This is a genomic window from Staphylococcus nepalensis (genome assembly GCF_002442935.1).
GTDB lineage: Bacteria > Bacillota > Bacilli > Staphylococcales > Staphylococcaceae > Staphylococcus > Staphylococcus nepalensis.
This window is the reverse complement of record NZ_CP017466.1, coordinates 1263055-1288959: the sequence shown is the minus strand read 5'-3', so window position 1 is coordinate 1288959 and position 25905 is coordinate 1263055. Positions and strand designations below refer to the sequence as shown.

Here is a 25905-nt window from a genome sequence, read left to right as displayed (position 1 = left end):
AACACTCCTTTATCTCTATATTAATTCTCATTCAAATCAGACTCTGTAATGTATACATCTCTAGGTTTTGAACCATTTGCTCCTGAAACATAACCTAATTGTTCTAGTTGATCCACAATTCTAGCGGCTCGATTGTATCCTATTTGGAAATGTCTTTGTATTAATGAAGTAGAAATATGGCCTTCTTGTAACATAAATCGACAAACATCCTCGAATAAATCGTCTTGCGGTTGGCTTTCTACTTTTTTCAATAATTCTTTTTCTTCAAAAAGATAATCAGGGTCTCGCTGTTGTTTAATAAAATCAACGACCTCATCAATTTCTTCATCAGATACAAACGTTCCCTGCACACGTATAGGTTTGTTCATACCGCTGCCTAAATAAAGCATATCGCCATAACCTAGCAAACGTTCTGCTCCCCCACTATCTAGAATGGTACGAGAATCTACGCTTGAAGAAACCATAAAAGCAATACGTGTTGGTATATTCGCTTTGATTAAGCCAGTAATTACATTTACAGAAGGTCTTTGCGTAGCCACAAGCATATGAATACCACATGCACGTGCTTTTTGAGCAATACGCGCAATGGATTGTTCTACTTCTTGTGGTGCCATCATCATTAAATCTGCTAGTTCATCAATAACGATTACTATTTTGGGCATTCTATCTTCATAATTCGCTTTTTTATTAAAAGCAGTAATATTTCTCACATGGTATTTAGCAAATACTTTGTAACGACGTTCCATTTCTTCTACTGCCCATTTTAAACTTTGAGTAGCAGCTTTAACATCAGTAATCACAGGCGACACTAAATGAGGCAACCCATTATATGGCGCCAATTCTACCATCTTAGGATCAATGAGTAATAATCTTAACTCTTCAGGATGATTTTTATACAACAATGACATTAAAATACTGTTAATAGATACTGATTTACCAGAACCCGTTGCGCCTGCAATTAATGCATGAGGTGTTTTAGCTATATCCATAACGAGTGGTTCATTATTAATTCGAAGCCCCATAGCAACTGTTAATTTAGATTCTGCATTTTTAAATGTAGTGTCTTCTATAATGGAACGTAAATTAACAGGTGTAGATGATTGGTTTGGCACTTCAATACCTACTAAACTTGTACCTGGGATAGGCGCTTCAATACGTATATCTTTGGCTGCTAACGCCATTTTGATATCATCCTGTAAATTGGTAATTCTAGAAACTTTTACTCCTTTTTCTACAGATAATTCAAAACGCGTTACACTTGGTCCTTCTGTAACTGTTTGAACTTCAGCTGGCACGTTAAAGTAATAAAAAGCTTCATTTAATTCATGTTTCTTTTCTTCAATCCATTGGTTATCTTTTTCATGCGCCTTAGGTTCTTCAAGTAAGTCAATACTTGGAAGGTTGATATTTGGACCTTTTCTTATCGCTGTCTTAGTCCCCTGGTAGGTATCTACGTCATCGTCAACTTGATTTACAGACTGTGTATCATCTGTCGTCGATTTATTTTGTGATAACGCTTCTTGGTTATCTGAATTTTGAGATTGCGTAGCACTTTGGCTTGAGTTTGAGTATGCTGTGTCTCTTTTTTGTTGAGCATCATCTTTGATTTGATGTATTTGATCATCAGATGATATCGCTTGTGCATCTGAAATTGTTGATTCATTGTTATCATAAAAATGTGCTTCGGCATTTTGATCTGAGTATATATTATCTTCTTGTTGTTTAGGTGAAGACAATGATTTATCTGTATTAGACGGTGCCTTTATATTCGTATTGTCTTCTGATTGGTATTTGTTGTCTTCACTAAGGCTCATACTTGAGTAATTTGTATGGCGCTTTTTCTTAGCGTCGAGCATACGCTTTTTATCTGATGGTGTCATAACAACATTAAACGGTTTGCTGCCTTTTGTTATGGCTGATTTTTTCCTTTGTTGACTTGATTTTTCACTAGAACTTAAGGCATGCACAGATTCAGTTACTTGAGCATCATCCGCTTCATTTTGGCTACTGTTCGTCGTTTGTATATCATTATCTTTTGTAGACGGTGCTTTGATATCCTGATCTGACAGATTATACTCCTCTGAATTAAATTGACTTGAATCTTGTGTGCTTTCTGAATATGATCCATCAGTTAGAGATGTACTATTTTGATTATCGTCAGTGTCACGCGCTGTACTTGTTGAAAAGGGATCATCTGAAAATTCATCTTGCGTCTGTGGCATTTTTTCAACGTCTTCATTTTGCTTACTATCCACATCAGTTGTACTTTGTGACATATCTTTTTGAGCTTCAGATAATTCTCTGTATCTTGCATCTGAAATTGCTACATTTTCATCAACTTCAGTTAAATTTGAAGCGTTTTGTTGCACATGGCTTTCTGCTTCAGAAGATGTGTTTTGTTGTTCATTTTCTGAACCAGCTTCATCTTGGCTTACATCCATTGCAGTTATTTCTGGTTCATCTGATAAATTAACTGTAGGATTGGCCGTTTCATCTAAAGACTCATACACTTGGTTATTGTCTATATTATGTACAGAACTCACGTTATCTAAATCAATTTCTTGGTAGTTAAATTCTGAAGCGTTATTTTGATCATTATGGCTACTATTTTCAGTCAAATTATCACTAGAGATATCCTCAGAATCATCCACATCCGAGATATCATTTGATTGTTCTTCGTCTAACGAACTTTCGCCAATATAATGTTTGGCTTGTTGTGCATACATTTCATCAATTGCTTTTTGAATTGTATCTTCATCATTTTGTTGATTTTCTTGACGTTTTTGTTGTAAAGCTTTCTTGAATTGACGTTTTTGAAGTACTTTTCTTTCACGCTCTCTACGAATTTCTTCTACAATTTGAGACGCATAAATGTTTTCTATATTGATTGTATTATTTTTTTGAGGTTGCGTCGTTGATTCTGTAGTGTCTTCATACTGGTCTGACGTGTTCTGTAGTGACGGTTCGTTTTCTATTGAAGATAGTTGCTCATCATCAACTTGATATAGCTGGTCGTCATCATTTTGTTGTTGGGCTTCATTATATTGTGATTCGAGGCTTGATGTTTTATCTTCTTGAACATCTTTGTCATTGTTAAATATTTCATTGTCTTCTTCGCTGTTTTTGGGTTTGATTACCCCGTTATCTAGAGGGTGGGGCTTTTGAGTACCAAAAATAGCAGAAGGAACTTCACTCGCTTTAAAATCACTTTTATGATAATGCGGCGTAGAGTGTTCATGTTTTTTTGAAGATTTTCCATTCACGCCTAAAACGTCCGTTTGGATTCTTGTTCTCTTGCCATTATGTTGTCTCTTATCTCTTCTTGTTTCACTGTTTGTTTCATCGTACGTTTCATCATGTGTCGTTGATTGCTCAGAAGCTTCTGGCTGCTTCATCTCATCTGAAGTTGTTTCATTATACATATGTCTACGTCTTCGTTGTTTTTGGTTAGATGATGATGTATGGTTAGACATATTTTCAGTATCTTTAGCTTCTTTTTCAGACGATACTTCATGAGCGCTATCAGATCTATTTTCTTCTTCTATAACATGCATCGGAAATCTGAATTTCCCTTTCGGCCTCTCATAAACATCGTTGTTTTGAGGAAGTAATGTGTCTTTATGTTCTTGTTGCATATTCTTTTGACGTCGTTGGTTTCTTTTATTTAGATAATCTTTATTAGGATCATTTTCGTCTCCAAATAATTTGTCGAACCAGCTCATTCGGACATTACCTCCTTTTATTCTTCAAAAAATGCTTGTCCTACTTTATAATCATCAGACAAGACCATAATACCTTTTTCTTGTGGTGCGTTTGGCAAATTCAATTCTTTCATAGAGCAAATCATACCACTTGAAGCAACGCCACGAAGTTCTGCATCTTTGATTACCATGCCATTTGGCATTACTGCACCAACTTTTGCGACTACAACCTTTTGTCCCGCTTCAACGTTAGGCGCGCCACACACAATTTGTAATTTTTCTGTAGCTACGTCTACATTTAATACACTTAACTTATCAGCATTAGGATGCTTTTCTTTGTTTGCCACATAACCTACAACCAATTTTGGTGATAAATCTGTCTCTAATTCAAATGAAAACCCTGCATTTTTAATAGCTTGCTGTAGTTCATTAATTAATGTTTCATTTAATTGAACATGGCCATTTCCAGATATACTAGATACATTTGAAGCGTCAAATATATTATATCCAACAACTTGATTACCTTGATGAATTTCTACTACGTTTCCTTTTGTTTCATACGTAAATTCACCAGTTGTGGGTTCAATTTGTAAAAAAGCTACATCTCCCACAGATTCTTTATTATAAAATAAATTCATTTATACTGACTCCTTATTTCTTATCTTTATTCTCATATTTTTTTCTAGTCGCCTCTAACCTTTGTATTACGTTAGGATTTCTTTTTTGTTTATTGTTTTTACCTAATATAAATATAGGTTCAAAATGTCCTTTGTCATAAGCTAGAGAAAGTGAAGTAATTGGCACTAAACCTTTCGTGAAAAATTCCATGGTTAAATGAGCCATAACATCATAACCTGTTTTATTACGAATATCAGCTATGATTAACACATCCTGGTGTGGTACTGCTACTAGCATTTCACCTTCACATTGAGTTTGAATTTCATTTAAAAAAGTAGTATTTAGAATTCTACTTGCATCATAACCATCATTTGAATTAATAAAATAGAAAATATTTCCTTTAACTTCATCCGTTTTATAATTATTTTCAAGCTTTCTAACGTTAAATAAAGCCATTTCTTTCACTTGTTGTTTAGTGAGATTCAATTTATCTAACATAGTTTCATCTAATAGTCGGTAAGATTTACCTAAGTCCACTGCATAGTAAATATTAGTTTCTGCAGTATGTTTATCAATAACAAATGCATTTCCAGATTTGTCTTTTTTATCAAAACTCGGTGATCTGAGCACAGGCATTATCTCAATATGGTCTGAATCGGATAAAGCCTCCCCTTTCATTTGTTCGATAGCTTCTTCAACGTAATAAACGATTTCGTCTACTATATTTTCTTTTTGCTCTTTATATTTAGCTACGATAGTTGAAATTTTAACAGTTACACCTTTACCATTATCATTTCTAGAAACTCGTAGCGTCTCTTCATCACGATTAAAACTAAACTTAACGTCTAGATGTTTCAATCTATCTTTTAATTTATCTCTCATTTGAAAGACATTCATCGTTAACACTCCTATTTACGTGTCTTAATACAGTTTACAATAAATATACCCTTAGGAACAGAAAAAATGTAAGTTCTAAGGGTATATTTTTTAGAGTACACTTTAATCAATATGATTTGATTTATCTTTTATAAAGAAGCTAAAAAATCATCTATCTGTTCAATTGATTTACGTTCTTTTCCAATATAGCTACCAATTTGTTTATTATCTTTATATACTAGAAAACTTGGAATGCCCATAATACCATGATTAATACAAATATCTATAAATTTATCTCTATCTACAGATATAAATTTGTAATTCGTATATTTTGCTTCCAGTTGTGGGAGATCTGGTTCAATCACTTTACAGTCGGGACACCAGTCTGCAGTAAATAAAAACACAGTTTGTTCTTTTTTTAATTCTTCAAATTGTTGTTCATTTTCTAATTGTTCCATTAAATCACTCCTAAATATTAATTATATTGTAGCGTATCGATTATTTTATCATTTAAGTTTTTAATTGATTGGAATAACAGTCTCCGCGCTGCGTCATAATCACGGTAATCAAACACTGCGTTCGTACTGTGAATATAGCGTGCACAAACACCGATAACTGCAGTTGGAATACCAATATTTGCTTTGTGTATTTCTCCGCCATCAGTACCGCCAGGAGACATATAATATTGGTTTGGAATATCAAATTTTTTTGTTAAATCTATAAGGTAATCTCTAAATGTCGGTTTGAGTATCATCGTGCCGTCTTTGATACGGATTAAAGTACCTTTACCTAGTTCTCCTGAAAGATGCTGTTTTCCTTTCATATCATTTGCTGGAGAACAATCAACTACAAATGCAATATCTGGATCTATTAATTCGGCGGAAGCTTTTGCTCCTCTTAATCCAACTTCTTCCTGTACATTCGCTCCAACAAATAAATCAAAATCTAATTCTACATCTTTCAATAATTCTAATAACTCTAAACCAATTAAACAACCATAACGATTATCCCAGGCCTTGCTTACAAATCTATGTTCAGATAATTGCGTAAATGGTGTTTCAGGAACAATGGTATCCCCTATTTGAATACCTCGATTTATTACATCTGTTTCACTTTCACAACCGATATCTAATAATAAGTCTTCTATCGTCGGCGCACCTTCATTACCCGTTCTAAAGTGCTTTGGAATATTTGCAACGATGCCAACGATTTCTTCATTGGTACGTGATTTCACTTTTAATCTTTGTCCTTGCCATATGTCAGTAGCAACGCCACCTAAGTTTGTGAATTGCAATAGTCCGTTATCTGTAATATGAGTTATCATAAAACCAACTTCATCCATATGAGCAGCAACCATTACTTTTTTAGGTTCTTTAGCTTTGGATCGCTTCACTCCATAAAAACCGCCCATACGATTATAAACAAATTCATCTACGTACGGTGCCATTTCATTTTTTAAATAGGTTTTCACATCATCTTCAAAGCCAGGTGCGCCATGTAATTCTGTTAAATTTTTCATTCTTGATAATGTTTGATTTTTGTCTATACTCAATGTCTCTCACTCCTTAATATTTATTATATCATCTTCATTGTGGTAAACTATAAATATGACTTTATTGGGGGTAGATTGTAATATGTTAAATAAAAAAAGTTGGTTCTTCATCACAATTATTTCATTAGCAGTTATTGTTGGATCAATTTATTTTTATAAACGTCAAAAGCAAATACAACATCAAAATCCAGAGAAAATTGTTTCTGAAGTAAAAACATATTTTATGAATGTTGTCGGTTCTTACATATTAAACGAAACGATTATGTATAAAAACGCTAACGACCAATTAGAAGCTTTTCAGGGTGGTGTCACTACACTTCACAATGGCAAACGCATTTATTACGATTTTTACGCAAATGCTAAAACAGGAGAAGTCCTCGACATCATAGAGTGTAAATGATTGAAGGTTAAAGTTATGAACATCTTACGTACCCGATAGCAAACAACTATTAACTATCGCAGTACAATAATGATATGAAACAAAATATATCGCTGCTCAAGTCATTCATAAAGCAAAACCAATGCTTTAAAACAGATATAGTTTCATTTCAAATGTTCTAAACTTTAACCTTATTTTAATTTCTAGTAATATATTGTGCTATTTCATTAGATTCAGTTTGATTAAATTTCACAGCGAAATAATTTACATCATGATAATATAAGAACCAATAATCCTCTAAGATGAATCTAGGTATTATCCGTTCCTTTTCTCTAATAGACTGCATTGGATAATCATCATAAGCAGTTACCCATAATGGATTTTTGTGTGCAATAGTTGGGAAAATATCTCCCATATGCACTGCCTTTTCTCCTTTGCTTTCAATAGTAATAATAGAATGACCATAACTATGGCCTCCAGTATGATAAATATGAATGCCACTTACTACTTCTAATTGATTTTCAAATAAAATTAATTTCTTCGTGAAATCTCCATTATTTTTCTTCCAATAAGTGGATTTACTACGTATATTAGGGCTATTAAACTCGTGCCACTCATCTTGTTGTATGACATGAATGGCGTTTTCAAAAACAGCATGCCCTTCATTATCAGTTAAACCTGAAGCATGGTCAAAATGTAAATGTGTCATCAGTACATAATCAATATCTTGTGTCTCTAAATTAAATGATTTTAAATCTTCTTCAATTTGGCTTTCATAATTTACACCAAATATCTTGCGTTCTTTGTCAGTAAGCTTTTCCTTACCAATCCCTGTATCAATAATAATATTAAATTCTTCCGTTTGAATTAAAATTGGGTGTGTTGGTAAAGGAATACGGTTATCCTCGCTGATTTCATATTTTTTTGTCCATAAAACTTTAGGTACAACGCCGAACATTGCGCCCCCATCAATATTTGTAATCCCGCCATTAAGGTAATGCATTTTAAAATTGCCTAATTTCAAGATTATCCCTCGTTTCTTTGTTTAAATACTATTTATTAATATAGTAATATAATACAACTCCCTCGTAAAATAATGAAAATTGTAAATCCACACATACAGATGAATATCGTACATACCTACAAATGAACTCAGATACAAATACTCTAAGTTAATTCTTGGACTTGACGTAGATCGTTGTCACATGACTATGCTATCAATACGTTTTAAAACGTACGCTAATGAACTATTGCTTCAAAATCGCTACTTTTTAGAAAACTATTTTTTAAAAGTCAGTTCTTAAAGCACTACTGCTAAAGCGTTACTTTTTAATTTATTAAATTAGACTTGAGTCATAACGTATATAATCCTCTTAACAGTATTAGTGCTTATGTAAATGTTTTAGTGCTTGTATTCCATTTAAACCTCAATAACACTTATGTAAGGAAGCCTGACGCTTACATCCCTTGCTTTAGTTTATCTTATAAAAAAAAGAAACCCAAATTGGGTTTCTGGTTATCTATAAGCGCTACTTTCCCATTTATGAAAATAGTAGCCTTAAAAAAATAAAATAATGAAATCTTATAAAAAATTTCCATCTTTATTTCATCTTAGTATTATATTATACACTGGCGATTAACTACATAAAGTGATTTACAAAAACAATTTAATTATTGTGAAATTTAGCTTCCATTCTATAAATCCTTGAGCCTTTATCAGAAAATTTACGCTCATATTCTGTTTCAATATTATTTTCTTTTTCTTCTTGGTGTAAATTTAAATTTATTTTAGTGAAATACATTCCGAATTGGGACATACTTTCTAAACTATAAGCAAATAAACCTCTATTATCCGTTTTAAAATGGATTTCTCCATCTTTTTTTAGCACTTGTTGATATAACGCTAAAAATGTATGGTAAGTCAATCTACGCTTCGTATGCCTTCTTTTGGGCCAAGGGTCTGAGAAATTTAAATAAATACGAGAGATTTCTTCATCTTTAAAGTATTCATTTAATTCAATCGCATCATTACAAATCAATTTAATATTGGTTAAATTTTGCTCTCTCACTTTATCTAACACTTTGACCATAACGTTCTTTTCCCGTTCCATAGAAATAAAATTAATTTCTGGTCTTTGCGCAGCAAGCGTTGTAATAAATTGACCCATGCCAGAACCAATTTCTATATATATCGGTTGATCTTTGTCAAACCATTCATTTATATGTCCTGCATGGCTACCATCCGTATCTACAATATTAGGATGCGACTTTAAATAATCTTCAGCCCACGGCTTGTAACGCACTCTCATCTTGATAACTCCTTATATAAATACATTGTTATTCATTACTTCGTTTAAGAACTTCAACCACATATTCATATCTTTATAGCGTTTTTGTTCTTCGTACCACTGTACCATTCCAATTGACTGAACAACAGTATACCATTTCATTCTCTTTTGTAAGTCTATAGAATCTTTCGTACCATAATCTCTCAACCATTGAGGCCATTTATTTTCAGGAACGTAATTGTATAGCAGCATACCTAAATCAATAGCTGGATCCGCAATCATTGCACCTTCCCAATCAACTAAAAATAATTCATCATGATCAGATAACAACCAGTTGTTATGGTTAACATCTCCGTGAACAACCGTAAAGAACCTAGGATCAAGACAAGGCATATGATCTTCTAAATATGTCAATGCTTTACGAATAACATGATGCGTTAACACTTCTCTAGATAATGAGGCGTTAATTTTATTTAATAAAATATCGGGTGTAATAGGATTCATTTCCATACGTTTCAACATATTCAAAAGTGTTTTTGAACTATGTATTTTTTTTAGCAAATTAGCGACACGTTGTTCATACATTTCATCGAAAGTTAGCTCTCTGCCGTTTTTCCAATGTTGTGCTGTTACAACTTCCCCTGTTTCTATACGTTTCGTCCACACGAGCTTTGGTACAATACCTTCAGCAGACAAAGCTGCAATAAATGGATTAGAATTTCGTTTTAAAAACAATTTCTGTCCATCTTGCTCTGCCATATAAGCTTCGCCAGATGCGCCACCTGCTGAATCAAGTGTCCATCCTAATTGATAAAACTGCTCCAACACGTTCACCTCACTTTCAATTAGAAAATGGCTCCAGAAAACAAATTTCGAGAGCCAAATATAGTCATTTTCTAACACAATTATAAACTTAAATCATATATGATAGCCTCACGTGTTATGACCATCATTTTGTCCCATAGATTTAAGTTTGTATATTTAAATATTAAATACTGTATTGGGATTTTTATAACTTTATCATCATATCATAAATCTACCCGAAACAGCATGAAATTTTTAAAATTCCTTTGCTTTTTTTCATGAAATTTTTTACACCAATTTCAAGTCTCATAAAAGATTTTATAATGTTTAGACGTTTATTTCAACCAATAATGAGAAACAAAAAGTCACATTTTACTACGAACATTTCCAGAAATTTTATTAATCGGCTCAGTAAGCATTATAACATAATTTAGTTTCAATAGATGTTACATTTTATTTCCTTTTTTGGAAAATATTAACTATCTGCATCAATGTATCTGTTAAATCCTTCTTGTAATGATTTAGTTATTGGGCCGACTTTTCCCTCACCTACGAATTCACCATCTAATTTAATTACAGGCATTACTTCAATTGAAGTACTTGATACGATAATTTCATCCGCATTTCTTAAAAAATCCACAGTGAAAGTGCCTTCATTAAATGGAATGCCTTTGGCTTCTGCAATATCTTTAATTACCATTCGCGTAATGCCATTTAATATATAGTTATTTACAGGATGCGTGTATATTTCCCCACCTTTAATTGCATATACATTACTCGATGACCCTTCAGTAACGATATCGCCACGATGCTGGATAGCTTCTTGAGCATTATATTTAACGGCGCTTTCTTTAGCTAGCACATTACCCAATAAATTCAAGCTTTTAATATCACATCTCAACCAACGAATATCTTCTGTTGTTATAGCATTAATGCCTTCTTCTAATAGTTTATATGGACGTTCATATGTTTTTGTAAATGCCATTACATTGGCTTCTACTGATGGCGTTGGAAACGCGTGATCTCTTGGGGCAGCGCCACGCGTAACTTGAATGTATACACCACCGTTAACTACACCGTTAGCTGCTAATAATTCTTGTACTAATTCTGTAAGTTCATCTACGTTGTATTTCAAATCTAAACCAATCTCTTTAGCACTTCTTAACAGTCTTTCAAAATGTGGTTTTGCAGTAAAAATATTATTATTATAAGTTCTGATATATTCATATATACCATCGCCGAAAACATAGCCTCTGTCGTTGTAAGGGACTCTTGCGTCTTGTTCATCTACTAAATGTTCGTTAATCAATACTTTAGTCATAATTATTCCTCCACGCACAATGTATATAAAGCTTCTAAATAAATACTCGTTGCATCAAACAATTGTTTTTTCGTAATATATTCATTTTTTTGGTGCATTAAATCTTCTGAATCGTTAAACATTGCACCAAATGCAACACCTTTATCAAGATTACGTGCGTAAGTTCCGCCACCAATAGTGTATGGTTCTGTTGGATCACCTGTTTGGTTACGGTATGCTTTCACTAATGTTTGTACAAATGGATCATTTTTATCTACATAGTGAGGTGTTTGATTCTTACCTAATTCAATAGAAAAACCGTTTTTTTCGATTTCACCTTTAAATCGAGTCATTGCTTCTTCAAATTCAAAACCATGAGGGTATCTTAAATTAATACCAAATCTGCCTCCATTTTGGTTATCGTAAGAAATAATACCAATATTAGTTGTAACATCACCCATCACATCAGTATGGAATTTCATCCCCATTTTTTCGCCAAAGTGAGAATTAAATAGATATTGTTCGCTAAATTGAGTAAAGTTGGCAGCTGTTTTATCTAAACCAAGCTTAGATAAGAAGTTCAATAAGTGCAATCCTGCGTTCACACCAATAGACGGATCCATACCATGCACTGCTTTACCATAGGTTTTAAGGACTAACACACCACTATCAACGACGCTTTCACCATCTACTTGATTTTCAGATAAATATTGTTCGAAATTTTGAATAACATCTGTCATATTTTCTTTAACCGCTAATTTAGCATTTGCTTCATCAGGAACCATGTTGTAACGTTGCCCAGAAGTAAATGAAATTAATTCATATTCAGGCTCATCTTTATCTTCTGCTTTTTCATTTTGTACTACATCGAAAGTGCTAATACCTTTTTCCCCGTGGATAGCTGGGAATTCCGCATCAGGGGCAAAACCTAATGTAGGCATTTCTTCCGTTTTGAAATAGCAATCTGTACATTGCCAATCTGATTCTTCATCCGTACCTATAATGATATGTATACGCTTTTTCCAGTTTACTTTCATATCATTTAATATTTTGACTGCATAATAAGCAGCAATGGTAGGCCCCTTATCATCAAGCGTACCTCTCGCGATAACTTTATCCTCAGTTACAACCGGTTCGAATGGATTAGAATCCCAACCATCGCCAGCTGGTACCACGTCTACGTGACATAAAATACCCATAACATCTTCGCCTTTTCCGGATTCTATACGACCTGCAATATGGTCTACGTCATGTGTATTAAATCCATCACGCTCAGCAATTTGGTACATATAATCTAATGCTTTCCGCGGTCCTGGTCCGACTGGATTATCAGACGAAGCTTTGTTATCATCTCTTACACTCTCAATAGATAATAAACCTTTCAAATCTTCTATAATATGTTCTTCGTATGCTTTAACTTTATCTTTCCACATTTAGAATCAACTTCCTTCTCATTACTTATATATTTAATATTTTACATGAAGTAGTATAGAAACTACAGTGAGATGTAACTTATATTTAAAATTTTTAACTGTAATCATTATTGAAAAACAGTTAAACACCACTATATGAATGGTTTTATACTCTGTATTAAGATTAAAAAACCTGAGACATAAAAATGTCCCAGGCTTATATAATCATTTATGAAGATAGTATTTCTAACCTTTGCGGGGTAACGCCACCATTTTAGAAATATGTGGGTCTATCCGTAGCTTAATCTACACATTTTATAAACAATTATTTATTTTTATTATTTTTAAGTTCTTCTTCTGTAACTACACGCAAATTGTTTGAAGGATCTGCTGCACCTTCATCCGTAAATCTAGCTTCTTCTACGTGTTCTTCTTCTTTTTCATTAACGCCTTTAAAACGGTCTTTTTGTTCATTTATAAACCCTTTCGGATCTTGTTTCACTCTTGACGCATAACCTTTCGGGTCTTGTTTCACTTCGTTATAAGTTTCCCCGGCTTTTGAACTTATTTGGCTAGCGATATCTTTAGCGTTTTGTTTATATGATTCAGGATTTGACTTGTATTTGCTATACTCATCTTTCAATTTATCTCTATTTTCTTTTTTAGAGAGCACAACTGCAGCAGCTGCTCCTCCGACACCTATAATTGCTTTTAGTAATTTTGACATAATAACACCTCTTTATAAATTTAATCCTAATTGTTTAAAATCTTGTTGCGTTAGATGACGATATTCACCTGGACCCAATGATTCATCAAGTTTTAACTCACCAATGCTCACACGTTTCAATGCAAGCACTTCGTTATCTATAGCATGAAACATGCGCTTAACTTGATGATACCTTCCTTCATAAATTGTGACAAATGATTTGTATGGTTCATCACTTTTCACTAAAGTTGCAGGCATCGCCAATCCCTCATTCAATTCAATACCCATTTTGAATGAATTTATATCATTATTTGTAATATTTTTTTCAGAAATAACTTCGTACGTTTTAGAAACATGCTTTGTAGGGCTCATAAGTTCATGATTAAATGCACCATCATTAGTGATTAATAATAATCCTTCTGTATCTTTATCGAGACGACCTACTGGGAAAATTTCTAAAAACTGATAAGATTTCACTAATTCTATCACTGTTTGATGTTGATTATCTGCTGTCGCAGAAATATATCCTTTGGGTTTATTCAGCATGAGATAAACTTTATCTATATATTGTATAATCTCATTATTTATTTTGATTATATCATTGTTAGGGTCAATTTGTTTTTTGGGTGATTTTTCTTTTTGTTCATTAATAAAAACGCTACCGCTTTTTAATAATTGTTTAACTTCTGTACGCGTACCCACGCCCATATTCGCTAAAAATTTATCTATTCTCATTTTATAATACCTAATTTGCGTCTAACTTTATTAGGAATCTCACCTAAAAATTGATCAGCTAATTTCGTCTTCATCGTGATACCTCCGTAAACTAACATACCAATTATAACACTGATAATTAAAATACTTAATGCACCAAATTTAGTTTCTGGTGAAATAAACATTTGTAATAAAAATGATGACAATTCGACTGCAACCATCATAATTAAACCATATAAGAATATTTTACAGAAGTGTAACCATGTCTCTGAAAAATCAAAATTTGCATATTTTTTAAGTATATAAAAGTTACATAAAACAGCAAATAGTAACGCAATCGCCGTGCTTAAAATTGCGCCAGCCGTGTGGAATGCCATAATAAGCGGCGTATTTAAAACAACCTTTAAGACAACTGCTACTAAAATAACAAATACAGTTAATTTCTGTTTATCTATACCTTGTAGCATAGATGCGGTTACGCTTAACAATCCAATCAAAATAGCCACAGGTGCATAGTAGAATAATAACTGACTACCATCTATATTATAACTATAAAACACGGTGTATAATGGTAATGCTAAAGCCATAATTCCTAAACTTGCTGGCACCGTAATGTACATCAAAACACCTAAAGATGTTCTAATTTGTCTATGCATTTCACTTAACTCGCCTGATTCATATGTTTTGGTAATGAATGGAATTAAGCTTACTGCAAAGCCAGCTGATAGTGACGTTGGAATCATCACTATTTTATTAGTTGTCATATTTAAAATTGTAAAGAAATAGTCATGTAGACGGCTAGGTACGCCTGCTAAATCTAACGCGCCATTATGTGTAAATTGATCGACTAAATTAAATAATGGAAAGTTCAAGCTAACAATAACAAATGGAATACTATATGAAATAATTTCTTTATACATCTTTCCATATGATACATTGATACCTGAAACATCCGTTGCAACCATCTTTTCAATATTAGGTTTTCTTTTTTTCCAATAATACCATAATGTGAAAATACCCGCTACGGCACCTATTGCTGCAGCAAATGTCGCAATACCATTGGCTTGTAAAACACTGCCATTAAAGACATTGAGCACTAGATAACTTCCAATTAAAATAAATAAAATACGTGCAATTTGTTCAATAACTTCCGACACTGCCGTTGGGCCCATTGATTTATAACCTTGGAACACGCCACGCCATGTCGCAAGTAATGGTATAAATATAACAACCATACTGATAATTCTAATAATCCAAGTAATGTCTTCAACTGACCAACCACCTTTAGCGCCTGATTTATTTGCTAACGTGATTGTTGCTATAGTCGGTGCTAATAAATATAAAATGAAAAATCCTATAAATCCTGTAATGGTCATAACGATAAAACTGGATTTATATAACTTTTCACTTACTTTATATGCACCTAAAGCATTATACTTAGATACATATTTAGATGCCGCTAATGGTACGCCAGCAGTCGCAACTGCAATAGCAATATTATACGGCGTATATGCATAGTTAAAAGGTGCCAATTTTTCTTCTCCACCAATAATAGCATAGAATGGAATAATATATAATACACCCAAGACTTTAGTAATCAATATACTAAGGGTGATTAAAAAGGTACCCCTAACTAATTCTTTACTTTCACTCATTCAGATCTTCCTATCTCAAATTAAATTTTTACACTCATAACTTCAATAATAACGTTATAACCACTTTTTTTCAAAACTATATTACTATAAACTATAAAATAACACTATTTAGTAAAGCGAGGCAATAAAATGTATCAAACAATCATAATCGGTGGCGGCCCTAGCGGTTTAATGGCTGCTGCTGCAGCAAGTCAAAACAGTAATAAAGTCTTGCTCATTGAAAAGAAAAAAGGGCTCGGCCGTAAATTAAAAATATCTGGTGGCGGCCGGTGTAATGTAACCAACCGCTTACCATATGAAGAAATCATTAAAAATATACCAGGAAACGGAAAATTTTTATATAGTCCTTTCTCCGTATTTGATAACGAATCTATTATTCACTTTTTCGAATCCCGGGGTGTATCTTTAAAAGAAGAAGATCATGGTCGTATGTTTCCAGTATCTAACAAAGCGCAAGATGTTGTAGATGCTTTGATCCATACAATAGAAAAAAATAATGTAACTGTAAAACAAGAAACGGTTGTACATGGTATCGAACATACACAAAAACAAACTTTTAAAATAACAACTGATAACCAAGAAACAATTGAAAGTCATAGCCTAGTGATTGCTACGGGTGGCACAAGCGTTCCAAAGACTGGGTCAACAGGAGATGGTTACAAATTCGCTAAACAGTTAGGCCATACAATTACAGAATTATTTCCAACTGAAGTGCCCATCACTTCTCCTGAACCATTTATCAAAGACAGAAGATTAAAAGGCTTAAGTTTAAAAAATGTAGCACTATCTGTATTGAAAAAAAATGAAAAAAAACGTATTACGCATCAAATGGATATGATCTTCACTCATTTTGGGGTAAGTGGCCCTGCTGCATTAAGATGCAGCCAGTTTGTATATAAAGAGCAAAAAAACCAAAAACAGCAAAATATTAAAATGCAAATAGATGTTTTTCCTGATTTGAGCCAAGCACAAGTTGAAGCTAAAATACGTAAATTGTTAAAAGATACACCCGATAAATATGTAAAAAATAGTTTACATGGTCTTATCGAAGAACGCTATTTACTGTATATGTTAGAATTAGCAAATATTTCAGAGGAATTAACTGCACATCATATTTCAAACGAACAATTCAACAAATTAGTAAATTTATTTAAAGCATTTACCTTTACAGTTAACGGTACGCTATCAATTGAAAAAGCTTTTGTAACTGGCGGTGGCGTTTCACTAAAAGAAATTGAGCCTAAAACAATGATGTCAAAACACGTACCAGGTTTATTTATGTGCGGCGAACTACTCGATATTCATGGTTATACTGGAGGTTACAATATTACTAGTGCCTTAGTCACTGGTCATATATCAGGCACTAATGCGAGTAAGTTTCAACTTTAAACCTTTAACTACATGATTAAAAAGATAGAACAATAACCTAGTTTGTTCATCAACAAAGATCATTAAAATTATAAAATTTTATATAAGCATATTTTTTGAAATTGATTAACTTTTTTATCTAAGTGCTATTATAAATTTACCTGTTTTTTAGTTATCAGTCGACATAGAGAAGCAGTATATTTTGTAGTTAGCCTCTTTGTTCATACCGCAATGACAATCATAAATAATGGTCTCATGATGCTATTTACGTATTTATCGCATTCTCATTATAATAAATAGATAAGCGACTAACCCAACATCTAAAAAAAGCCCCTCACTATTGCAATAGTGAGGGGCTTGGTATATTTATATTGAGATTTTTATTAATCATCATTTCAACATTACAATACTAAAATATAAAATTAACGATCCTAAATGAACCCACATTGAGTTAAAACGTATCCACCTATGCTTACCGAACAATGTATTAAACGCAATACAAATTGGGTATATCCGAATATTAAAAGACTGGAAAGCTAGATGCTTCTAATGTCTAAAGCTTCATCTCCCCAAGCATCCATACCACCTTCAACATTTACCGCATGAACGCCATTACGCTCTAAATATTGAACAACTTGTGCACTTCTGCCACCAGCTTTACAAATAATATAATACGTATCATTTGAATTGAAGTGATTTAAATTGTCGGGAATTTGATCCATAGGAATTGTTTCTGCTTCAGGAATAACCCCCATCGCAGTTTCTTCATCTGTTCTCACATCAATAATTTGAATAGGATTAGAATTTAAAATCTTTGATTTTAATTCATCTACAGATATTGTCTCCATAATATAAACGCCCCTTTTAAGTTATTTGGCAACAATATTAACAAGTTTTTGAGGTACAGCAATTACTTTTTTAATATCTTTGCCTTCAATTTCATCTTTGATATTTTCGTTATCTAACGCAATTTCTTCCATTTCTTCTTTTGATACATCTTTAGGTACATCTATTTTAGCACGAACTTTACCATTTACTTGAACGACGATTTCAACTTCATCGTCAACTAATAATGATTCATCAAATGTAGGCCATGGTTGGTAAGTAATTGTTTCTTCATGTCCTAAACGTGACCATAATTCTTCACCAATATGTGGTGCGATTGGTGCTAACATTTTGATAAATCCTTCAATGTAAGGTTTATATATTTCGTCTACTTTATAGCAATCGTTGATAAAGACCATCAACTGACTAATTGCTGTATTAAAATTCAATGTATCAAAGTCTTCAGAAACTTTTTTCACAGTTTGATGGTAACTTTTATCTAAAGTTTTATTATTTGTATTTACTACTTTATCAGAAATCAAACCATCTTCTGTAACTAAAAGTCTCCAAACTCTATCTAAGAAACGTCTTGAGCCGTCTAAACCTTTTTCGCTCCATGCAATGGCAGCATCAAGTGGCCCCATAAACATTTCATATAGTCGTAATGTATCTGCACCGTGAGATTTAATAATATCATCTGGATTAATAACATTACCTTTAGATTTACTCATTTTTTCATTACCTTCGCCAAGAATCATACCTTGGTTAAATAATTTTTGGAATGGTTCTTTCGTTGGCACTACGCCTAAATCATACAGTACTTTATGCCAGAATCTTGCATAGAGTAAGTGTAACACTGCATGTTCTACGCCGCCAATATATAAATCGACTGGCAACCAGTGTTTTAATTTTTCTGGGTCAGCTAACATTTGTTCGTTATCCGGATCAATAAATCTTAAATAGTACCAACAACTACCTGCCCATTGTGGCATTGTATTGGTTTCACGTCGACCTCTCATGCCAGTTTCCTCATCTATTACATTAACAAAGTCATCAATATTAGCTAACGGTGATTCACCAGTTCCTGATGGTTTAATTTCATCTGTTTCCGGTAAAAGTAAAGGTAATTCATCTTCAGGTACAGTTGACATCGTACCATCTTCCCAATGAATGACTGGAATTGGTTCGCCCCAATAACGTTGACGGCTAAACAACCAATCTCTAAGTTTATAGTTTATTTTTCTTGTACCCGCATTATTTCGTTCTAACAATTCAATTGCTTTTTCGATTGCTTCTTTATTATATAATCCATTTAATTCACCTGAATTAACATGAGGCCCATCACCAACATAAGCTGCTTCAGATAAGTCTCCACCCTCAATGACTTCTGTAATTGGTAAATCAAAGGCTTTTGCAAACTCATAGTCTCTTTGGTCGCCACTTGGCACTGCCATCACTGCGCCAGTACCGTACGAAGATAATACATAATCTGCTATCCAAATTGGTGTTTTTTCACCAGATAATGGGTTGATTGCATAAGCTCCAGTAAATACACCAGATTTTTCTTTAGCAAGACCCGTACGTTCTAAATCTGATTTCATTGCCGCTTCTTGTTGATATTTTTCAACACTTTCTTGATTTTCTGAAGTTGTAATTTGATTTACAAGCTGATGTTCTGGACTTAATACTAAGAATGTAGCACCATAGATTGTATCAGGACGTGTGGTAAATACTTCAATTTGATCATTACTATCTTCTACATTGAATGATACTGATGCCCCTTCTGAACGCCCAATCCAATTACGTTGCATGTCTTTTAAAGATTCTGGCCAGTCTAAGTCCTCTAAATCTTCAAGTAACCGATCTGCATATTCAGTAATTCTTAATACCCATTGCTTCATTGGTCTCCTGTATACAGGGTGCCCACCTCGCTCAGAAACACCATCAATTACTTCTTCATTTGAAAGTACAGTGCCTAACGCAGGACACCAGTTCACCGCAACTTCATCTACATAAGCAAGTCCTTTGTTATATAATTGAATAAATATCCATTGTGTCCATTTATAGTATTCTGGGTCTGTCGTATTGACTTCTCTATCCCAATCATAACTGAAACCTAATTCTTTAATTTGGCGTTTAAATGTTTCAATGTTTTGTTTAGTGAACTCACGAGGGTCATTTCCAGTGTCTAACGCATATTGTTCAGCAGGCAAACCAAAAGCATCCCACCCCATAGGGTGTAATACATTATATCCTTGCATACGCTTATACCTAGAAATAATATCTGTGGCTGTGTAACCTTCCGGGTGACCTACATGAAGCCCGGCCCCAGACGGGTAAGGGAACATATCAAGTGCATAAAACTTTTTTTGGCCTAAATTATCTTCTGTTTTAAATGTTTTATATTCTTCCCAATAATCCTGCCATTTTTTTTCAATTTCATTATGATTGTAATTCACAACATTTCCTCCTATTCAATAATAAAAGACACCTCAAACTATTATTTAATAGGGACGATTTTCACCGCGGTACCACCCTGTTTCACAAAATGTGCGCTCATTTTAATTAATAGTAAGAGATGTCATTAATTCATTTCAAGTCACGGTAAGTTCACTTAAGGCTTTACACTAGGTTTCACCACACCCTAGCTCTCTGTGGGAAAGCTTTAAAGTTACTACTCCTATACTCTTCTAATGATATTTGATACAGCCTTTTATTTCAAGTATAAAAATATAATTAATATACTCTCCATTGTTTATACACAAATGCTTTCAAATCATATGTGTTAGATTTTCAAACTTAATCATAAACCATAAATTGGACTATATATTAAGCTTAACATCAAATTAAATATCTTTGGGTAGTTGTCGATCATAGAAAGTTAAAAATATTAAAGCAATGGCCAATAGCGAAATCATACTTAAAAACATAACTTGCATATTAAACATGTCAACAACTACACCACCAATCAGTGGCCCAAATGCCTTACCTACAGTCGCTGCAGAATTCACGTAGCCTTGGAATGAACCCTCTTTACCTTTAGGCGCTAATTGGTTAGCAATCGTAGGTACTGCTGGCCATACAAACATTTCGCCCAACGTTAATATAATCATACCTACCATAAATACAGAAAATTGTTCAGCAAAACTAGTCACAAAGAAAGAGATAATAAAAATACCTATACCCACATACATTTGATGTTTTAAATTACCTTTCAATAATCTGATAATGGGAATAATTAACGGTTGTGCAACTAATATCATGATACCATTGACTGTCCACAAGAGACTGTATTGACTCATTGAGATATTAAGCACTTGGGTAAATGAAGCTATTGTACTTTCCCATTGGATGTAAGCAATCCAACAAATACTAAACATGACACATATTAAAGATAATGCAATAAACTGAGGTCTATACGCTTTAGATAATAAACTCATTGCATCATTTGATTTTACTTTAACGTCTAATTTGATATTAAACTGACTTACAGCGACTATAGCAAATGCAATATACATTAATAAATTAGCTATAAAAATATAATTAAAACTTAATTCAGCAACAAAGCCACCGGAAGCTGCACCAATGGCTACGCCTAAATTTTGTGCTAAATAAATGGCATTAAAAGTTTGCCTTCCGCCTTTTGGCCATATCGCACCTGCTAATGCATAAATAGCAGGAATAATCATTCCGCCGCCAAACCCAAGACAAACTAACCAAACAGCATACCATGGCCATCCATGGAAAAAATTTAATAACGTTGTACTACTTAAACAAATAACAGTACCTATCATAATTGTGGGGTAGCCGCCTAATTTATCAAAAAGGTTACCTCCGAGTAGGTTGCCAATCACCATTCCAAATGAATTAATCATTAAGACTAAACCAGCCATTGTTAAACTTTTATCTAATACCTCATTCATATAAATTGTATTTAATGGCCATAAAAAACTTGAGCCCGTGATATTTAATGCCATTCCAATTACCAACCACCACACTGATTTTGGCATGTTCATAACCGTAAGCTCCTTTCTTATTTTAAATTTCTATTTTTACTCTAAACACTATATCATTAAAATATGTTAAAATCTTTAACTAGAACGAATTTAGAAAGGAAAATGTTATATGGGACAATTTTTCCCTTACGCATTCGAAAACAAACGATATCATACTTGGAATTATCATTTAAAAAATAAATTTGGCCAAAAAATCTTCAAAGTTGCAATTGATGGAGGATTTGATTGTCCGAATAGAGATGGCACAGTTGCTCATGGCGGTTGTACATTTTGCTCAGCAGCAGGAAGCGGCGATTTTGCTGGTAACCGTGTCGACCCTATAGATGTTCAATTTCAACAAATCAAAGATAGAATGCATGAAAAATGGCACGAAGGACAATATATTGCTTATTTTCAAGCTTTTACAAATACACATGCGCCAGTAGAAGTTTTGCGAGAAAAATACGAAACGGCATTAAAAGAACCTGGTGTTGTAGGTTTATCTATAGGAACACGCCCAGACTGTTTACCAGATGATGTAGTAGAATATTTAGCCGAATTAAATGAACGTACATATTTGTGGGTAGAATTAGGTCTACAAACAGTTCACCAAAAAACTTCTGACTTAATTAATCGTGCGCATGATATGGAAACTTACTACGAAGGTGTTGCAAAACTACGTAAGCATAACATCAATGTGTGTACACATATTATTAATGGGCTGCCTGAAGAAGATTATGACATGATGATGGAAACTGCTAAAGAAGTTGCACAAATGGATGTTCAAGGTATTAAAATACATTTGTTACACCTACTTAAAGGTACTCCAATGGTAAAACAATATGAAAAAGGTATGCTTGAATTTATGTCACAAGACGACTATACAAATTTAGTTTGCGATCAACTAGAAATTTTACCAAAAGAAATGATTGTACACCGAATCACTGGTGACGGCCCAATAGATTTAATGGTTGGCCCTATGTGGAGTGTTAACAAATGGGAAGTACTTAACGAAATCGATGATGAATTAGCTAGAAGAAATTCCTATCAAGGAAAAAACTATGAAAGTATTATCAAATCATGAAAATAGAGCGTATTTTACCATTTTCTAAAACACTCATCCAACAACATGTATCTGCGGACAGCATTGTTATTGATGCTACTTGTGGTAATGGTAATGATACTGAATTTTTGGCACAACAAGTACCAGATGGTAAAGTGTATGGTTTTGACATTCAGGACATTGCAATACAAAACACTAAAACTAAAACTAAAACATTTAGACATGTCCATTTAATTCATGATAGCCATGCCAATATAAAACAATATATTCCAAGAGAGGAACGTGGACATATTGACGCAGCTATTTTCAACTTAGGATATTTACCTAAAGGAGATAAATCCATCGTTACAAATCCTAACAGTACCTTAGCTGCTATCAATTCGATATTTGATATATTAGCGCCCGAAGGCATTATCGTTTTAGTTATTTACCATGGACATGAGGAAGGTAAAACAGAACGTGATGCATTATTAAACTACCTTCAACATTTTGACCAAAATAAAGCACATATATTGCAGTATCAGTTTATTAATCAACAAAATCATCCACCATTTATTTGTGCTATTGAAAAAAGATAACGTACTATTTAAATAAAAACATATAGAACAGGAAACGTATTTGTCTAAGTGATACCATCGCAAAACAATTTTAGAATAGCTTACCAGAGCATCTATGTAACGAAGCATGTTTATCTCTAAATGACTTCATCGCTATTTTAATTTGATATCAAACGTATTTCATCTTCACTTACTTCTACGAGAAAAACAAGAACACCATCTATTTTCCTCATATAACTATCTAGGAAATTTAAAATAATACACATAATAAAAGTACACCTCTTTTTGAAATAGAGGTGTACTTTTATGTTAAGTATGAGTCGTTGATACCCATACTTTTTGAGGTTAATAACAGTTTTCCAGACTTTAATTATTCCCTATAAATCTAAGATAGATTTAAGACTTGATTGAATAGATGACGATTTTTCATCAATTTCTTCTTTAAAGTAATCTAAAAGCGCTTCCCTTTGAGCTTCTAAATCTTCATTGAAATGAATAATTACTGTACGTTCATCATTAACTGGTCTTTCTTTAATGATCCATTCTTTTTCCACTAAATCGTTATACGTTCTTGTACGTTTATAAGATTTAATTTGTACAAAATCATCCATTTCCTTTAAAGTCATTGATCCTTCTTGCCATAATGTTAAAAGAATTAATATTTCTTCTTTCGACATTTTATATTGTTTCTGTACTTTTTCAAAGATATCATCAATATCATTTAGTACATGTTCCAATCTAAGGACACTATCTACCATGTCAGTAATTGTCTTCCCCATAGAAATATCCCCCAATCATAATATTAAGTTAAACATGTAAAATTAATTCATCAAAAAAATCATTCGTTACAAAATTTATTACTGTCAGAAAAAATTTTGATATTTTCAATAAAATTAATCTTATATACAGTTTAAAATTAAATTATGAATTATGCAATTAGTTGGTTGATTTTATTTTGCATTTCTTTCAAAATTATGGCAGAATTTTCAAACAATTTACTTTCGCTACTATTTAATTGTGTTTCATAAACTTTTACCGCACCATTTCTATTGATTAATGTTGGTACACCAATGTATACATCATTTTGGCCATATTCACCATTTAGATAACTGGAAACGGGGAGAACCACATTTTGATTTTTTAAAATGGCTTGTGTAATACGAATTAACCCCATAGCGATACCATAATAAGTAGCGCCTTTCGCTTTAATAATGTCATATGCTGCATCACGTGTATTTATAAATATTTCATCTATTCTATGTTGTTTGTCTGGGTTATCTTTTAAAATGTCATATAATGATTGGCCTGCAATATTAGCCTGTGACCACACAGCCAATTCTGAATCACCATGTTCTCCGATAATTTGTGCATCAACGCTCCAAGGAGATACATTAAATTCTCTTGCGAGTTCATATTTAAAACGCGCAGTATCCAATATTGTACCTGAACCAATAACTTGCGCTTTTGGCAAGCCTGATACTTTTTGCGTTACATATGATAATACATCTACTGGATTTGTAGCTATTAGAAAAATACCATTAAATCCTGTTTGCATAATAGTCGAAACAATTTCTTTAAATATTCTTGTATTTTTTTCCACTAAATCTAATCGTGTTTCTCCTGGTTTTTGAGCAGCACCCGCGGTAATAACAATTAAATCTGCGTTGCTACAATCTTTGTAAGATCCTGCTTTTATCTTTATAGGTGAGCCCCCATAAGGTGCACTGTGATTTAAATCTGCAACATCACCGTGTACTTTTGTTTCATCTAAATCAATGATGACTAATTCATCTGCTATTCCTTGGGAAACTAATGCAAACGCATAACTAGAACCAACTGCACCATCACCTATTAATACCACTTTATTTCCTTTACTGTATTTCATATTATGACTCTCCTTATATTTAAAGTAAATCATCGCTTATTGTGATTTATTTCACAATTTAAATATAACACTTTCTTCGCTAAAGAGCAATCGTTTATTGTGATTTATTTCACAAAATTTCCGTTTCTTCTTCCTCGTTTTATAAATGAGAAAGAGCGAGACAAAACCAAAATTTGGTTTCGTAGACTCGCTCCTAGTTAAAGATGC

22 protein-coding genes and 1 other annotated feature are annotated in these 25905 nt (G+C 33.1%); of the genes, 4 read left to right on the top strand and 18 right to left on the bottom strand.

Going from position 1 to position 25905, the window contains the following annotated elements; translation table 11 throughout:
* Window positions 1-20: 20 nt before the first annotated feature.
* The 5 genes from BJG89_RS06100 to BJG89_RS06080 all read right to left on the bottom strand — a co-directional run bounded on the left by BJG89_RS06100 (window position 21) and on the right by BJG89_RS06080 (window position 6747).
* A complete protein-coding gene (locus BJG89_RS06100; RefSeq protein WP_096809134.1) occupies window positions 21-3722 on the bottom strand; it encodes a DNA translocase FtsK in 3702 nt (1233 codons plus the stop codon).
* A gap of 17 nt (window positions 3723-3739) precedes the next feature.
* Entirely contained in the window at window positions 3740-4339 is a 600-nt protein-coding gene (ytpR, locus tag BJG89_RS06095; protein WP_096809132.1) for a YtpR family tRNA-binding protein, read from the bottom strand.
* Between the two features lie 13 nt (window positions 4340-4352).
* Window positions 4353-5216 (bottom strand): DUF1444 domain-containing protein, encoded by an 864-nt coding sequence (locus BJG89_RS06090; RefSeq protein WP_096809129.1) that lies wholly within the window; start codon window positions 5214-5216, stop codon window positions 4353-4355.
* A 128-nt stretch (window positions 5217-5344) separates the two neighbouring features.
* Window positions 5345-5653, bottom strand: a complete 309-nt coding sequence (locus BJG89_RS06085) for a thioredoxin family protein (RefSeq protein WP_096809128.1) — start codon at window positions 5651-5653, stop codon at window positions 5345-5347.
* A 17-nt stretch (window positions 5654-5670) separates the two neighbouring features.
* On the bottom strand, window positions 5671-6747 hold the full coding sequence (locus tag BJG89_RS06080) for a M42 family metallopeptidase (RefSeq protein WP_096809125.1): 1077 nt from the start codon (window positions 6745-6747) through the stop codon (window positions 5671-5673).
* Window positions 6748-6829: 82 nt separating this feature from the next.
* On the opposite strand from BJG89_RS06080, the gene BJG89_RS06075 reads away from it, so the two are divergent.
* A complete protein-coding gene (locus tag BJG89_RS06075) occupies window positions 6830-7147 on the top strand; it encodes a hypothetical protein (RefSeq protein ID WP_096809123.1) in 318 nt (105 codons plus the stop codon).
* 175 nt (window positions 7148-7322) lie between these two features.
* Here the strand turns inward: BJG89_RS06075 and BJG89_RS06070 are convergent, their stop codons facing one another.
* The 8 genes from BJG89_RS06070 to BJG89_RS06035 all read right to left on the bottom strand — a co-directional run bounded on the left by BJG89_RS06070 (window position 7323) and on the right by BJG89_RS06035 (window position 16005).
* Complete coding sequence (locus BJG89_RS06070; protein WP_174221768.1) at window positions 7323-8150, bottom strand: YtnP family quorum-quenching lactonase; 828 nt, start codon at window positions 8148-8150, stop codon at window positions 7323-7325.
* A gap of 643 nt (window positions 8151-8793) precedes the next feature.
* On the bottom strand, window positions 8794-9435 hold the full coding sequence (gene trmB / locus BJG89_RS06065) for a tRNA (guanosine(46)-N7)-methyltransferase TrmB (protein WP_096809120.1): 642 nt from the start codon (window positions 9433-9435) through the stop codon (window positions 8794-8796).
* Between the two features lie 12 nt (window positions 9436-9447).
* A complete protein-coding gene (locus BJG89_RS06060) occupies window positions 9448-10239 on the bottom strand; it encodes a phosphotransferase family protein (RefSeq protein WP_096809118.1) in 792 nt (263 codons plus the stop codon).
* Between the two features lie 454 nt (window positions 10240-10693).
* The gene (gene dat / locus BJG89_RS06055; RefSeq protein ID WP_096809116.1) at window positions 10694-11539 is read right to left on the bottom strand and encodes a D-amino-acid transaminase; all 846 of its coding nucleotides are present in this window, start codon (window positions 11537-11539) and stop codon (window positions 10694-10696) included.
* 2 nt (window positions 11540-11541) lie between these two features.
* On the bottom strand, window positions 11542-12951 hold the full coding sequence (gene pepV, locus BJG89_RS06050; protein ID WP_096809114.1) for a dipeptidase PepV: 1410 nt from the start codon (window positions 12949-12951) through the stop codon (window positions 11542-11544).
* A gap of 304 nt (window positions 12952-13255) precedes the next feature.
* Window positions 13256-13657: a YtxH domain-containing protein gene (locus tag BJG89_RS06045; protein WP_096809112.1), complete on the bottom strand. Its 402-nt coding sequence runs from the start codon at window positions 13655-13657 to the stop codon at window positions 13256-13258.
* Window positions 13658-13669: 12 nt separating this feature from the next.
* Window positions 13670-14371: a pseudouridine synthase gene (locus BJG89_RS06040; RefSeq protein ID WP_096809110.1), complete on the bottom strand. Its 702-nt coding sequence runs from the start codon at window positions 14369-14371 to the stop codon at window positions 13670-13672.
* Window positions 14368-16005 (bottom strand): putative polysaccharide biosynthesis protein, encoded by a 1638-nt coding sequence (locus tag BJG89_RS06035; protein WP_096809107.1) that lies wholly within the window; start codon window positions 16003-16005, stop codon window positions 14368-14370. Before BJG89_RS06035 ends, BJG89_RS06040 begins: the two co-directional genes overlap by 4 nt.
* A gap of 129 nt (window positions 16006-16134) precedes the next feature.
* On the opposite strand from BJG89_RS06035, the gene BJG89_RS06030 reads away from it, so the two are divergent.
* The gene (locus BJG89_RS06030) at window positions 16135-17394 is read left to right on the top strand and encodes a BaiN/RdsA family NAD(P)/FAD-dependent oxidoreductase (protein WP_096809105.1); all 1260 of its coding nucleotides are present in this window, start codon (window positions 16135-16137) and stop codon (window positions 17392-17394) included.
* Window positions 17395-17909: 515 nt separating this feature from the next.
* Here BJG89_RS06030 and BJG89_RS06025 read toward each other — a convergent pair.
* From BJG89_RS06025 to BJG89_RS06015, 3 genes are all read right to left on the bottom strand, one after another.
* The gene (locus BJG89_RS06025) at window positions 17910-18221 is read right to left on the bottom strand and encodes a rhodanese-like domain-containing protein (protein ID WP_096809103.1); all 312 of its coding nucleotides are present in this window, start codon (window positions 18219-18221) and stop codon (window positions 17910-17912) included.
* Between the two features lie 21 nt (window positions 18222-18242).
* Complete coding sequence (gene leuS / locus BJG89_RS06020) at window positions 18243-20657, bottom strand: leucine--tRNA ligase (protein ID WP_096809102.1); 2415 nt, start codon at window positions 20655-20657, stop codon at window positions 18243-18245.
* 47 nt (window positions 20658-20704) lie between these two features.
* Window positions 20705-20890 (bottom strand) — a binding site (T-box leader).
* A 154-nt stretch (window positions 20891-21044) separates the two neighbouring features.
* Window positions 21045-22214 (bottom strand): MDR family MFS transporter, encoded by a 1170-nt coding sequence (locus BJG89_RS06015; protein WP_096809100.1) that lies wholly within the window; start codon window positions 22212-22214, stop codon window positions 21045-21047.
* A gap of 109 nt (window positions 22215-22323) precedes the next feature.
* Between BJG89_RS06015 and mnmL the strand changes: the two genes are divergently transcribed.
* Complete coding sequence (gene mnmL, locus BJG89_RS06010; RefSeq protein ID WP_096809098.1) at window positions 22324-23277, top strand: tRNA modification radical SAM protein MnmL/YtqA; 954 nt, start codon at window positions 22324-22326, stop codon at window positions 23275-23277.
* A complete protein-coding gene (mnmM, locus tag BJG89_RS06005) occupies window positions 23274-23834 on the top strand; it encodes a tRNA 5-(aminomethyl)-2-thiouridylate-methyltransferase MnmM (protein WP_096809097.1) in 561 nt (186 codons plus the stop codon). Before mnmL ends, mnmM begins: the two co-directional genes overlap by 4 nt.
* A 356-nt stretch (window positions 23835-24190) precedes the next feature.
* Here the strand turns inward: mnmM and BJG89_RS06000 are convergent, their stop codons facing one another.
* Together BJG89_RS06000 and BJG89_RS05995 are read right to left on the bottom strand one after the other, a co-directional pair.
* Window positions 24191-24592, bottom strand: a complete 402-nt coding sequence (locus BJG89_RS06000; RefSeq protein WP_096809094.1) for a transcriptional regulator, SarA/Rot family — start codon at window positions 24590-24592, stop codon at window positions 24191-24193.
* A gap of 149 nt (window positions 24593-24741) precedes the next feature.
* Window positions 24742-25698: an L-lactate dehydrogenase gene (locus tag BJG89_RS05995; RefSeq protein ID WP_096809092.1), complete on the bottom strand. Its 957-nt coding sequence runs from the start codon at window positions 25696-25698 to the stop codon at window positions 24742-24744.
* Window positions 25699-25905 lie beyond the last annotated feature (207 nt).